Genomic DNA, 14117 nt, shown 5'->3' with positions numbered 1-14117 from the left:
CGGTGCCTGGCAGCCACGCGCCCGGGGCAGCGCAACTCCGTGCGCGTGCAGCAATGTTGGCCGCCCCGGGCGCCGATCTCCTTGCGGGAGTGGGCCGTGGTGCGGAGGTCACCAGGTGACGGGCAGCTCGTGGACGCCGTAGAAGACCATGTCGTCGCGGAAGCGGAGCTCCGACACGGGCTTGGCCAGGCGCAGGGTCGGGAAGCGGCGGAACAGGGTCTCGAAGACGATCTGCAGCTCGATCCGGGCGAGTTGCTGGCCGATGCACTGGTGTGCGCCGAAGCCGAAGGCCAGGTGCGGGGCGGGGCGGCGGGTGATGTCGAAGCGCTCCGGCTCCTCCACGAAGGCGGGGTCGAAGTCGGCTGCGAGGACGTGCGCGACGACCTGCTCGCCCCCGGCGATGCGCACACCACCGAGCTCCACGTCCCGGGTGGCGACGCGCTCGCCGCCGAACTGGCCGATGGTGAGGTAGCGCAGCAGTTCCTCGACCGCGTTGCCGACCAGCGACGGGTCCTCGCGCAGCAGGGCCAGCTGGTCGGGGCGGTCCAGGAGCAGCGCCGCACCGAGGCCGATCATGCAGGCGGTGGTGTCGTGCGCCGCGATCAGCAGGGTGCCGGCCGCGTTCATGAGGAACATGTCGTCGACGACGCCGTCGGGATCCTCGGTGGTGATCAGCGCCGAGATCAGGTCGTCCCCGGGGGCGGCCCGGCGCTCCTGGACGAGCTGGTAGAGCAGCCCGCCCAGGCGCATGCCGGCGGCCTCGGTGGCGGCGGCGTCCTGGTCGACCCGCATCATCGCCTCGGCGATCTCCTGGAACTCCGCACGCCGCTCGACGGGGACGCCGAACAGGTCGGAGATCACCATGGACGGCACCGGGTTGGCGAAGGTCTTCACCAGGTCGACCGGGCCGCCTTGCGCCTCGATGGCGTCGAGGTGCTCGTCGACGATGCGCTGAATGTTCGGCCGGAGCGCCTGCATGCGCCGGACGGTGAACTCCTTGGCGAGCAGCTTGCGGTCCGCGGTGTGCTCCGGCTCGTCCTGCCACAGCAGGCTGCCGCGGCCGGGCTTCTGGGTGACGACGCCGTCCTGGGTGTGCAGTGCGTGGGGTACCTGGACGCTGAACGAGGGGTCGCGCAGCAGGGCGCGCACCTCCTCGTAGCCGGTCACCAGCCACGCCTCGTGGCCGCTGGTGAAGGTGGCACGGGTCACCGGGGCGGCCGCCCGGATGCCGGCGATGCCGTCCGGCGGCAGGAACGGGCAGCTGCGGGCCTTGGGGACGGCGGGCGCGGCGGCGGTGGGCTCGGGCATGACTCTCCTTGTGCTGGTGGGTGGGGGGTTCGTATGCCGGGGACGGTCAGGCGGCGGCGAGTTCGAGCGAGGTCTCGCCGCGCCGGGGCGCGTTCACGAGGACGGCCATGTTCCCGGAGGGGTGCACGTTGTCGTGCATCATCTGGTGCATGCGCCCGATGTCCTGGAAGCCGTCGCAGGCGGACAGGCAGGGGTCGAGCATGCCTGCGCCGACGAGGTCGATGACCTCGCGGCACTGGCGGGCGTCGGCGTAGTGCGAGCCCTGGAGGCGCTTGGAGCGCATCCACAGGTGGCGCAGGTCGACGTCTCCGTTGTAGCCGGAGGTGCCCCCGCAGATCACCACCATGCCGGCGTTGTCGCACAGGTACATGGAGGTCGGCAGGGTGTCCTGGCCGCTGTGCTCCAGCACGATCCGCGGGGACCTGCGCTCGCCGAGGATCTCCCAGATCTTCTTGCCGACCCCGCGAGCGCCGCGCAGGAACCGCGCCGACGCCTCGGCGTCCCCGACATCGGGCAGCCGGCCCCAGTGGTCGAAGTCGTGGCGGTTGACGGTGCCCGCCGCCCCGAGGCGGCGGCAGTACGCGGAGCGGTCCTCGCTGGAGACCACGGCGATCGGGATGCCGCCGGCCAGCCTGACGAGCTGGATGGCCATCGAGCCGAGGCCGCCCGCGCCGCCCCAGATCAGCACGGGGTCGCCGGGGCGGACCGTGTTGCCCTGCCAGCCGAACAGCTGCCGGTAGGCGGTGGGCCCGGTGAGCAGGAAGGCCGCCGACTCCTCCCACGACAGATGGGCGGGCTTGGGGTGGCACTGGTACTCGTCGACGCGGCAGAACTGCGCGAAGGAGCCGTAGTTGGTCTCGTACCCCCAGGCCTTGATGCTCTCCGAGACCAGCGGGTCCCTGCCCAGCCGGATGTCCTCGGCGGTCTCGTCCCACTGGCCGCTGGTGAGCAGCACGTGGTCACCCACCTTGACGTTGCGGACGCCTTCACCGACGGCCCACACCACGCCGGAGGCTTCCGAGCCTCCGATGTGGAAGTCCTCCGGCTGGCCCTGGCGCTGCCGCATCCCGATGACGTCGACCGGCTTGCCCAGCGAGGACCACACGTTGTTGTAGTTGATGCCGGCGGCCATCACGTAGACCAGCACCTGCCCCCGGCCCACCGGGGGCGTGTCGACGACCTCGGTGCGGAACGCCTGCTTCGGCTCGCCGAAGCGGTCCTGGCGGATCACCGAGGCGTACATCCGCGCCGGTACCTCGCCGAGCGGCGGGGTCTCGCCGATCTCGTAGAGAGCCTTCGTCATGATGGGTGTCTCCCACTTCTGTTCTGTCCGTGTCCGGGGTGCTCGCGGTGGTCGCGGGCCGGTCGTGCGGTCGTCGCGTTCTCGGATGCGGCAGGGCCGGTCGGGCCGTGGTCCCGCACCGGGGTGCGGTGGGCCCGGTCACGCGGTGCTCGCGTGCTCGGGGCCGCGGGGCGGGTCACGCGGTGGTCGTGTCCTCGGGTGCGGTGGTGCCCGTCACGGGGTGGCCGCGTCCTCGGGTGTGGGGGTGCCGGCTGGGTCGGTGACGACGTCCGCCAGCCAGGAGTCCACGGCCGCGGCGGTGGTGCCGGCGTGGTCCTCCAGCATCGAGTAGTGGTTTCCGGCCACTTCGACGATCGTGTCCACGTGCTCGGGCGGTGCCCCGCGCCCGTCGCCGTCCGCGGCGCCGGACAGCATGGGCTCACTCGCCCGTACGAGCAGGGTCGGCGCGGCGATCTCCGGCGCGGCCCAGTCGTCGAACAGGCGCATGTAGCGGCCCATCGCGGTCAGCTGCTCACCGCCGGACCTCATGAAGTCCAGGCGCTGCGACTGCGCCTGGGCCATCGCGTTGAGCACCTGGTGGTCGAAGGGGACCTGCCGGCTGAAGCTGTCGACCATCACCACGGCCGCCGGCTGCTCCCCCATGGCCTCCAGGTGTGCCGCCACGCCGTGGGCGATCCAGCCGCCCGAGGAGTAGCCGAGCAGGACGACCGGCTTTCCGCCGGCGCACTCCCGTACGGTCCGCGCGTGCAGCCGGAGCACGGCGTCCGGTTCCGACGGGACCGGCTCGTCCTTCTCGTAACCGGGGTTGACCAGCGCCCACAGGTCCAGCCGGTCGCGGAAGGGTGCGGCGAACCGCGCGTACTGGTGCGCCCCGGCCGGTACGACGTACGGCGAGAAGCACATCAGCGCGTAGGGGCGGTCGCCTTGCGACAACCGCACGGGGGCGGGCCGCCGGGCCAGGTCCTCGGGCCGCTCGAACGACGGCCGGAAGCGGGCGGCCTCCATCAGCATCCCCATTGCCTCGGCGGCGGTCCCGTTCTCACTCGCGTGCCGGTAGAGCTGCACCAGCATGTCGGCGGGCCGCTCCTCCGGCGTGCCGCGGCCGGCGTCCTGAAGGCGCGTCAGCAGGTACTTGGCGAGCCTGGCGGGCGTGGGATGGTCGAAGGCCAGTCCGGCGGGCAGGCGCAGACCGGTCGCCGCCGACAGGCGCCGGCGCAGGTCGATCGCGGTGAGCGAGTCGAAGCCGAGCTCCAGGAAGTGCGCGGTGGGCAGCACCTCCTCGGCCGACGCGTGTCCGAGGACCACGGCGCTCTGGGAGCGGATGTGCTCCAGCAGCCGTTCCTCCCGCTCGGCCGGGGCGAGTTGGGCGAGCTCGATGGCCAGCGCAGCTCCGGCGCCGCTCTCCTCGCCGGCGGCCTGCTCGGCCCGCTCGGCCTCCAGGAGGCGCTGTACGTCGGGCAGGTCGGCCAGCAGCGGGCTGGGCCGTCCCACGGTGAAGGCGGGCAGGAACTTCTCCCAGTCGATCGGGGCGACGGTGAGGGTCGCCTCGTCGTGGTCGACGGCCTGGTGCAGGGCGCGGATCGCGAGCTCGGGGGCCATGAAGCCGAGACCCCGCTTCTCGCCGCGCTCCTGGACCGCGTCGTCGACCATGCCGCCGCCCGCCCAGCCGCCCCAGGCGAGGGAGGTCGCGGTCAGGCCGCGGGCCCGCCGCCGCAGTGCCAGGGCGTCGAGGAAGGCGTTGGCACAGGCGTACGAGGCCTGCCCGCCGCTGCCCCAGACGCCGGCACCCGAGGCGAAGAGGACGAACGCGTCCAGCTCACGGCCGTCGAGCAGTTCGTCGAGGTGGACGGCGCCGGTCACCTTGGCGGCCGCGGCTTCGGCGAACTCGTCGAGACCGGCGTCGGCCAGCAGGGACGACCGTGCCGTGCCGGCGGCGTGCAGCACCGCGGTGAGCGGGTGCCGGGACTCGATGCCGGCGAGCAGTCGGGCGAGCGCGTCGCGGTCGGCGATGTCGCAGGCGGCGACGGTCACTTCGGCGCCCAGGGCGGTCAGCTCCGCGTGCAGTTCCCGCGCGCCGGGGGCGTCGGGCCCGCTCCTGCTGGTGAGCACCAGGTGCTGCGCGCCCGCGCGGGCCAGCCAACGGGCGAGGTGCCGGCCCACGCCGCCGGTTCCGCCGGTGACCAGGACGGTGCCGCGAGGCCGCCACGGTGTGGCGGGCTTCCCGTCGGCGGGCCGTGCCCGGACCATGCGCCGGCCGTACACGCCGTCGGCACGTACGGCGAGTTGGTCCTCGTCGTGCTGGGCCAGCACTCCGGCCAGGCGGCGCAGCGCGTGTTCGTCCAGCTTCTCGGGCAGGTCGACCAGACCGCCCCAGCGCCGGGGCAGTTCCAGTGCGGCGACGATGCCCAGGCCCCACAGCTGTGCCTGACCGGCGTCGCGCAGCGGGTCGCCGGACCCGGTGGACACGGCTCCGCGGGTCGCACACCACAGCGGTGCCTGCACGTCCACGTCCCCCAGCGCCTGCAGCAGGGTGACGGTCGTGGCGAGACTCGCGGACAACGTCGGGTGGGCCGGGTGGCTGCCGGGGGCGAGACCGAGCAGGGAGAGGACACCGGCGGGCTGTTCGCCGCCGAGTTCCTCGGCGAGCAGGCGCGCGGCCTGCGCGCGGTCGCAGCCCACGGGGAGTTCCACCACGCGCACCTTGGCACCGTGGGCGCCGAGCACGCCGACGACGCAGGGCGGCCACTGTCCGTCCGCCAGCCCGGCGGGGAGGACGGCGAGCCACAGGCCGTCCAGGCCGGGGTTCGGGTCGTCGGTCAGCCGCCGGAAGGAGACGCGGTAGCGCCAGCCGTCCACCGTGGACCTCTCGCGGCCGCGCCGACGCCACGCGGACAGCACCGGCAGCGCCGGGCCGACGAGGGCGGCGTCGTCCGCCCCGAGTTCCTCGGCGAGCCCGGACAGGTCGGAGTTCTCCACCAGCTCCCAGAACCCGGCCTCGACCGGATCGGCGCCCGCAGGCACCGGGTCGGCGCTCTCCAGCCAGTACCGCCGCCGCTGGAACGCGTACGTCGGCAGGTCCACGCGCCGTACCGGACGCCCGGCGAAGGGGACCGTCAGGTCCACGCGTACGCCGCTCACGTGCAGTTCGGACACGGAGCGCAGGAAGCGGTCCATGCCGCCCTGTCCCCTGCGCAGCGAGCCGCCGGTCACGGCGCCGGCACCGGCCTCCTCCGCGATCTCCTGCACCGCGTCGGCCAGCAGCGGGTGCGGGCTGCACTCGACGAACACCCCGTGCCCGTCCGCCAGCAGCGTCCGTACGGTCCGCTCGAACTCCACCGTGTGCCGGGCGTTGCGGTACCAGTACTCGGCGTCCAGGGCGGTGGTGTCCAGCACGGTGCCGGTCACCGTGGAGTGGAAGGGGATGTCCGCCGGGCCCGGCGCGACCGGGGCGAGCAGCTCGAGCAGTTCGGGGCGCAGGCTCTCCACCTGGGCGGAGTGCCCGGCGCCGGTGGCGCCGCGGACCTTGCGCACCCGCACGCCCTCGGCTTCGAGTTCCGCCAGGAGTTCGTCGACCGCGTCGGGCTCTCCGGAGACGGTCAGGGCGGCGGGCCCGTTCACGGCGGCGACGGACAGCCGGTCCCCGTACTTCTCCAGCCTCGCCCGGGCCAGGTCGGCGGGCATGGCGACCGCGAGCATCGCGCCCTTGCCGATGAGCCTGGTCAGCGAACGGCTGCGCAGCGCCACGACCCGGGCCGCGTCGTCCAGCGTCAGCGCGCCCGCGACGTACGCGGCGGCGACCTCGCCCTGCGAGTGGCCGACGACGGCGGCGGGCGTCACACCGTAGGACCGCCACAGGGCGGCCAGGGACACCATCACCGTGAACAGCGCGGGTTGGGCGACCTCCACCTCGGTCATGCCCGGCGCGCCCGGCTCGGCGCGCAGGACGTCGAGCAGCGGCCAGCCGACGTAGGGGGCGAACGCCTCGGCGCAGGCCTTCGCCTGCTCGGCGAAGACCGGGGAGGTGTCCAGCAGTTCGCGGGCCATCTCCGTCCACTGCGAGCCGTGACCGGGGAAGACGAAGGCGACCTTGCCGGAGGCCGCCGCGGTGCCCTGGACCACGGTGTCCGCGGGTCTGCCGTCGGCGAGCGCCGCGAGCCCGGCCCGCAGCTCGTGCCGGTCACGGCCGACGACCACGGCGCGCTGTTCCAGCTGCGTCCGCGTGGTGACGAGGGCGCGGCCGACATCGGGCAGGGAGAGCCCTTCGGTGCGGTCGAGGTGGTGCAGCAGCCGGCCGGCCTGCTCGCGCAGGGACCGGGCGGTCTTCGCGGACAGCGCCCACGGGAACACGTCCAGGGGCGCGGCGGCGGTCTCCAGGGGCGGGGCGGCGGCCGCGTCCTGCGCCGCGGGCGTCTGCTCGCCCTCGGCGGCGGGCGCGGTTCGCGGGGCCTGCTCGATGATGGTGTGCACGTTGGTGCCGCTCATCCCGAACGAGGAGACGGCCGCACGCCGTGGCCTGTCCTGGGCGGGCCAGGCGGTCTGCTCGGTGAGCAGGCGCACGTTCCCGGCGGCCCAGTCGACGTCCGCGGTCGGCTCGTCGACGTGCAGCGTCTGCGGCAGGATGCCGTTGCGGATGGCCATCACCATCTTGATGACGCCGCCGACGCCCGCGGCCGCCTGCGTGTGGCCGATGTTGGACTTCAGCGAGCCCAGCCACAGTGGCTGCCCTTCGGGCCGCTCCCGGCCGTAGGTGGCCAGCAGCGCCTGTGCCTCGATCGGGTCGCCGAGCCGGGTTCCGGTGCCGTGGGCCTCCACGGCGTCCACCTCCTCCGGGGCGAGCCGGGCGTTGGCCAGCGCCTGCCGGATGACCTGCTGCTGGGCCTTGCCGCTGGGCGCGGTCAGGCCGTTGGAGGCGCCGTCCTGGTTGACCGCGCTGCCCCGTACGACAGCCAGGACCTCGTGCCCGTTGCGGCGGGCGTCGGACAGCCGCTCGACCAGGACCAGGCCCACGCCCTCGGCGAAGCCGGTGCCGTCGGCGGACGAGGAGAACGCCTTGCAGCGGCCGTCGGCGGACAGCGCGCGCTGCCGGCTCGACATCGTGAACGCGGACGGTCCGGCCATCACCATCACGCCGCCGGCCAGGGCCATGGAGCACTCGCCGCCCCGCAGCGCCTGTACGGCGAGGTGGAGGGCGGTCAGCGAGGACGAGCACGCGGTGTCCACGGTGACCGACGGCCCCTGCAGGCCGAAGGTGTAGGAGAGCCGGCCGGAGATCACGCTGGCCGCGTTGCCGCTGGGGATGTAGCCCTCGACGCCGTCGGGCACCTTGAGCGGGCGGCCGGTGTAGTCCTGGTAGCCGGAGCCGACGAAGACGCCCGTGGCCGTGGAGCGCATCGCGTCGGGGGCGATCCCGGCGCGCTCGAAGGCCTCCCAGGTGGTCTCCAGCAGCAGGCGCTGCTGCGGGTCCATGGCGACGGCCTCGCGTGGGCTGATGCCGAAGACCGCGGGGTCGAACTCGTCGGCGTCGTGCAGGAATCCGCCCTGGGTGGTGTACGTGGTGCCGGGGTGGTCGGGGTCGGGGTGGTAGAGCGCCTCGACGTCCCAGCCGCGGTTGCCGGGGAAGCGGGAGATCGCGTCGCGGCCGGAGGCGACCAGCTCCCACAGGTCCTCGGGCGAGCGCACGCCGCCGGGGTAGCGGCAGGCCATCGCGATGATGGCGATCGGCTCGTCCAGCTCGTCCAGCACCGCGGCGGCCGCCGCGGCCGTGGCCACCGCGTCCTGGCCGCCGGTGAGTTCGGCGAGCAGGTGGGCGGCGAGGCCGGTGGCCGTGGGGTGGTCGAAGACCAGCGTCGTGGGCAGGGCGAGGCCCGTGGCCTCGTTGATCCGGTTGCGCAGTTCCACCGCGGTCAGGGAGTCGAAGCCGAGGTCCCGGAAGGGCCGGTCGGCCTCGACGGCGCCCGCCGTGCGGTGGCCGAGGACGGCGGCGGCGTGCGTGCGCACCAGGTCCACGAGGGTGCGTGCCCGGTCTTCGTGCGACAGCCCGGCCAGGCTCTCGGCGAGCGCCCCGGAGCCGCGGCCCGCGTCGGGGGCGTCCTGAGCGAGCGCAGCGCGCACCTCGGGGAGGTCGCCGAGCAGCGGGCTGGGCCGGCCGAGGGTGAACGGCACGATGAAGCGGGTCCAGTCCACGTCGGCCACGGTCAGCAGGGTCTCGTCGCGGTCGAGCGCGCGCTGCAGGGAGGTGATCGCCGATGCGGGGGTCATCGCGTGCAGGCCGCGGCGGCGCAGCCGCTCCTCGTCGTCACCGTCCTCGACCATGCCGCCGTCGGCCCAGGGGCCCCAGGAGACGGCGGTCGCGGTGAGGCCGCGGTCGCGGCGCCGCCGGGCCACAGCGTCGAGGAAGGCGTTGCCGGCGGCGTAGGCGGCCTGGCCTCCGCTCCCCCAGACGCCGGAGATGGAGGAGAAGAGGACGAAGGCGTCGAGCTCCTGGTCGCCGAGCAGTTCGTCCAGGTGCGCCGCGCCGCCGGCCTTGGCGGCGAGCGCGGCGGCGAAGGCGGCCGGGGTGGTGGCGTCCACCATGCCGGCGTCGGGGACCCCGGCGGCGTGCACGACGGCGGTGAAGGTGTGCTCGGCGAGCAGGGCCGCCACGGCGTCGCGGTCGGCCACGTCGCAGGCGGCGAGCGTGACGCGGGCGCCGAGGTCCTCCAGTTCGTCCCGCAGGGCGGCGGCGCCCGGGGCGTCAGCGCCCCGGCGGCTGGTGAGGACGAGGTGTTCGGCGCCGCCGCGCGCCAGCCAGCGGGCGACATGGCCGCCCAGCGCGCCCGTGCCACCGGTGACGAGGACGGTGCCGCGGGGCTGCCAGCGGCGGGTGGCGGCCCGTGCCGGTGCGTGGCCGAGCCGCCGGGCGAAGACGCCCGAGGCGCGGACGGCGAGCTGGTCCTCCTCCCACCGGCCGCTCAGTGCCTGTCCCAGCACGTCGGCCAGGTGTGCGGCGACCTGGTCGTCGACGGTCTCCGGCAGGTCGATCAGGCCGCCCCAGCGCCGGGGCAGCTCCAGGGCGACGGTGCGGCCGAGGCCCCAGACCTGGGCGTGCCGGGCGTCGCGTACGGCGTCGGAGCCGCTCACGGCCACAGCGCCCGAGGTGAGGCACCACAGCGGGGCGTCGACGCCGGCGTCGCCCAGGGCCTGGACGAGCAGCAGGGTGGACAGCACGGGGTCGTCGGTGACCGGCAGGGACAGCACGCCGTCGACCGGCCCCGTCCCGGCCAGGTCCCCGGCCAGTCCGGCGCGGTCGCTCGCCGAGCCGACGACCAGCGTCTTGAGAGTGGCCCCGCGAGCGGTGAGGGCGGTGCGGACCGCGGCGATCCGGTCGTTCTCCTCCTCCGGCACGGCCAACAGCCAGGTGCCGCCGCTGCCGGCCGGAGCCGGATCGCCCAGGCGCTTCCACGACTCGCGGTAGCACCAATGGTCGACGGCGGACTGCTCCTTGCGCTGCCGCCGCCACGACGACAGCCTCGGCAGTACGTCGCTGAACGCGTCCTCCGCCCCGATGTCCAGGGTCTCGGCGAGGGCCTGCAGGTCCTCGCGCTCCACGGTCTCCCAGAACTCCGCGTCCACCGGGTCCACCGCGGGGGCGGTCTCCGGCGCGTCCACCCAGTACCGCTCGTGCTGGAAGGCGTAGGTCGGCAGGTCGGTCGTGCGCGCTCCGGCGAAGAAGACGCTCCAGTCCACCGGCACGCCGTGCGTGTGCAGGTGGGCCAGGGCCGTCACGAGGGCCTGCCGTTCGGGGCGGTCGGCGCGCAGGACGGGCACGGTGACGGCCTCGTCCAGGCAGTCCTGCGCCATGCCGCTCAGGACACCGCCCGGGCCGATCTCCACGAAGGTCCGCACGCCCAGGTCGTGCAGGGTCCGGACGCCGTCGGCGAAGCGGACGGCCTCACGGACGTGCCGGACCCAGTACTCGGGGGTGTAGGCCTCGACGAGCCGGCCCGTGAGGTTGGAGACGACGGGCAACTGCGGCTTCTCGAAGGCGAGGCCGCGGACGACCTCGGCGAACCGCTCCAGCATCGGATCCATCAGCGGCGAGTGGAACGCGTGGCTGACCTTCAGGCGGGACGTCTTGCGGCCCTGCCCGGCGAAGGCCGCGGCGATCGCCAGGACCGCCGTCTCGTCACCGGAGACCACCACCGACGAGGGACCGTTGACCGCGGCGACGCTCACCCGGTCGGTGAGCAGGGGCAGGACTTCCTCCTCGGTGGCCTGCACGGCGACCATCGCGCCGCCGGCGGGCAGCCCCTGCATCAGCGCGGCGCGGGCGGACACCAGCTTCGCCGCGTCGGCGAGGGACAGCGCACCGGCCACGTGCGCGGCGGCGATCTCGCCCACGGAGTGGCCCACGACGAAGTCGGGCCGCACGCCTAAGGATTCGAGGAGGCGGAACAGGGCCACCTCGACCGCGAAGAGCGCAGGCTGGGTGCACCCGGTCCGGTGCAGGGTCTCGGCGTCGACGTCGACCGGGGCGTCCAGACGCGCGCACACCTCGTCGTAGGCCGCGGCGAAGACGGGGAACGCCGCGTACAGTTCGCGCCCCATGCCGATGCGCTGCGAGCCCTGCCCGGAGAAGAGGAAGCCGGTCCTGCCACCGGTCGGGTGCCCGAGCAGCACACCGGACGAAGGAGTGCCGGCGGCCAGGTCCTCCAGTCCGAGGAGGAGTTCCGCACGGGTCTCCCCCACGACCGCGGCCCGGTGACGCATGGCCGCGCGGGTCGTGGCCAGCGACAGCCCGACGTCGTGCGGCCGGGCCCCGCCCCGTGCGAGGGGCAGCAGCCGGGCGGCCTGGGCCCGCAGCGCCGTGTCGCTCCTGGCGGAGAGCACCCACGCGAGGGGGCCGTCGGCGGGAGCCCCTGCGGGTTCCTCGTCCTGGGCCGGCGGGGCCTGTTCGACGATGGTGTGGGCGTTGGTTCCGCTGACGCCGAAGGACGACACGGCGGCCCGGCGCGGGTGACCGGTCTCCGGCCAGTCCACGGCCTCGGTCAGCAGGCGGACGTCGCCGGCCGACCAGTCCACGTGCGGTGTCGGCTCGTCCGCGTGCAGGGTCCGCGGGAGGACGCCGTGGCGCATGGCCATGACCATCTTGATGATGCCGCCGACACCCGCGGCCGCCTGCGTGTGGCCGATGTTGGACTTCAGGGAGCCGAGCCACAGCGGCTGCCCTTCGCGCCGTTCCCGCCCGTACGTGGCGAGCAGCGCCTGCGCCTCGATCGGATCACCCAGCCTCGTCCCCGTGCCGTGGGCCTCCACGACGTCGATCTGGGCGGGAGACAGCCCGGCCGAGGCCAGGGCCTGGCGGATGACCCGCTGCTGCGCCGGACCGTTCGGCGCGGTGAGGCCGTTGGACGCGCCGTCCTGGTTCACCGCGCTGCCCCGCACGAGGGCCAGCACCCGGTGCCCGTGGCGGCGGGCGTCGGAGAGCCGTTCCACCAGGAGCATGCCGATGCCCTCGGCCCAGCCGGTGCCGTCCGCGCCGGCGCCGAACGCCTTGCACCGTCCGTCGGGCGCCAGCCCGCGCTGTCGGCTGAACTCCACGAACGGGGTGGGCGTGGTCATCACCTGAACGCCGCCGGCCAGCGCCATGGAGCACTCGCCGTTGCGCAGGGCCTGGGCCGCCCAGTGCAGCGCCACCAGCGACGACGAGCACGCCGTGTCGACCGTGACCGCCGGGCCCTCCAGGCCGAAGGTGTAGGCGATGCGGCCGGACATGACGCTCGCGGAGTTACCGGTCCCGAGGTGTCCGTCGGACTCGCCGCCCACCCCGACCAGGAGGTTGACGTAGTCCTGGTAGCCGGAGCCGACGAAGACTCCGGTGCGGCTGCCGCGCACCGACTCCGCGTCGATACCGGCCCGCTCGAACGTCTCCCACGTGGTCTCCAGCAGCAGGCGCTGCTGCGGATCCATCGCCACGGCCTCACGCGGACTGATCCCGAAGAACCCCGGGTCGAACTCCCCCACCTCGTACAGGAACCCACCACGGCGCGTGTACGTCTTGCCGGACGCATCCGGGTCGGGATCGTAGATGCCCTCCACGTCCCAGCCCCGGTCCGCCGGGAAGTCACCGACCGCGTCACCGCCGGAGACCACCAGCCGCCACAGGTCCTCCGGCGAACGCACCCCGCCCGGATACCGGCACGCCATGCCGACGATCGCGATGGGTTCCTGGTCCTTCTCCTCGACCTCGCGAAGGCGCTCCCGGACCTGGCGAAGGTCTCCGGTGACGCGCTTGAGATACTCGAGAAGCCTGTCTTCGTTGCTGCTCATCCGCCTCATCCGTCCTCGGCTGTCGTCAAAGTTAGGGCGCCAAGAACTAGGAAATTTCTAGATCTTGATCGATCAGATCGAAGATGTCGTCGATCGTCGCGTCCCGGAGTCGCCGCTGCGCACGGGCCGATTCCGCGGTCTGCTCGCCGGCGGAGTTCACCAGCGACAGCAGTTCCTGCAGCCGCCTGCGCACCCCTGAGGGGACCGGTTCCTCGGCGGAGACGGCCGTCGAGATCACCGACTCCAGCCGGTCGAGCTGGCTGAAGACCGACACCTCGTCCGGGCCCGTCTCGCCGGCGAGTTCGCTCGCCAGGTGACGGGCGATCGCCTCGGGCGTCGGATGGTCGAAGACCAGCGTGGCCGGCAGGGTCAGGCCGGTGTCGGCGGTGAGCAGGTTGCGGAGCTCCACTGCGGTCAGGGAGTCGAAGCCGAGGTCCCGGAACGCCAGGTCCGGTTCCACCGCCACGGCACCGCTGTGGCCGAGTACGGCCGCCGCGTGCGCGCACACCGTGTCCACGAGCAGGCGTCGCCGTTCGTCCTCGGACAGCGTGGACAGCTTCTCCTTCAGCGCGGACGGCTCCGCGGCCTGCTCGGCGGGCTGCTTCGCGAGGGCGTCCCTGACCTCGGGCAGGTCGCTCAGCAGCGCACTCGGCCTGCTGACGGTGAACGGGACGGCGAACCGCTCCCAGTCCACGTCCACCACGGTGACCGTGCCGTCCCCGCCGCTCAGCGCACCCTGCAGCGCGGAGATCGCCCGGTCCGGCCGCAGCGCGGTCAGGCCGCGCTGCCGCAGCCGCTCCTCGTCCCCGGCGTCGGCGACCATGCCGCCCCCGGCCCACGGGCCCCAGGCGATCGCGGTCGCGGCGAGGCCCCGGGCCCGCCGGTGCTGCGCCAGACCGTCGAGGAAGGCGTTCGCAGCCGAGTACGCCGCCTGCCCGCCGCCTCCCCACACACCGGAGATGGAAGAGAACAGGACGAAGGCGTCCAACTCCTGATCGCCGAGCAGTTCATGGAGGTGCGCGGCCCCGAGGGCCTTCGCGGCGACCGTCGTCGTGAAGTCACCGAGGCTCGTCTCGGCGAGCATGCCCGCCTCGGCGGTGCCGGCCGTGTGGACGACGGCGTTCACCGGGTGCTCGGCGAGCAGCGCGGCCAGCGCCTCGCGGTCGGCCACGTCACAGGCGGCGACGGTCACGCGTAC

4 protein-coding genes are annotated in these 14117 nt (G+C 74.0%); all 4 read right to left on the bottom strand.

Going from position 1 to position 14117, the window contains the following annotated elements; translation table 11 throughout:
• Positions 1 to 108 precede the first annotated feature (108 nt).
• A complete protein-coding gene (locus ABZ919_RS36190; RefSeq protein ID WP_361256746.1) occupies positions 109 to 1308 on the bottom strand; it encodes a cytochrome P450 in 1200 nt (399 codons plus the stop codon).
• A gap of 46 nt (positions 1309 to 1354) precedes the next feature.
• Positions 1355 to 2611 carry a crotonyl-CoA carboxylase/reductase gene (ccrA, locus tag ABZ919_RS36185; protein WP_361256743.1) on the bottom strand — a complete coding sequence of 419 codons (1257 nt, stop codon included), beginning with the start codon at positions 2609 to 2611 and terminating at the stop codon, positions 1355 to 1357.
• Positions 2612 to 2824: 213 nt separating this feature from the next.
• Entirely contained in the window at positions 2825 to 12919 is a 10095-nt protein-coding gene (locus tag ABZ919_RS36180) for a type I polyketide synthase (RefSeq protein ID WP_361256740.1), read from the bottom strand.
• A gap of 46 nt (positions 12920 to 12965) precedes the next feature.
• Positions 12966 to 14117: KR domain-containing protein (locus tag ABZ919_RS36175; protein ID WP_361256737.1), on the bottom strand; the 1152-nt coding region annotated here is incomplete at its 5' end.

The organism is Streptomyces sp. NPDC046759 (assembly GCF_040645475.1).
Lineage (GTDB): Bacteria > Actinomycetota > Actinomycetes > Streptomycetales > Streptomycetaceae > Streptomyces.
This window is presented reverse-complemented; position numbering and strand designations above follow the sequence as displayed.

What these genes read in the sequence shown, in the direction of transcription:
- ccrA (WP_361256743.1), bottom strand. Translation starts at nt 2,611, where the DNA reads ATGACGAAGGCTCTCTACGAGATCGGCGAGACCCCGCCGCTCGGCGAG.
- ABZ919_RS36190 (WP_361256746.1), bottom strand. Translation starts at nt 1,308, where the DNA reads ATGCCCGAGCCCACCGCCGCCGCGCCCGCCGTCCCCAAGGCCCGCAGC.
- ABZ919_RS36180 (WP_361256740.1), bottom strand. Translation starts at nt 12,919, where the DNA reads ATGAGCAGCAACGAAGACAGGCTTCTCGAGTATCTCAAGCGCGTCACC.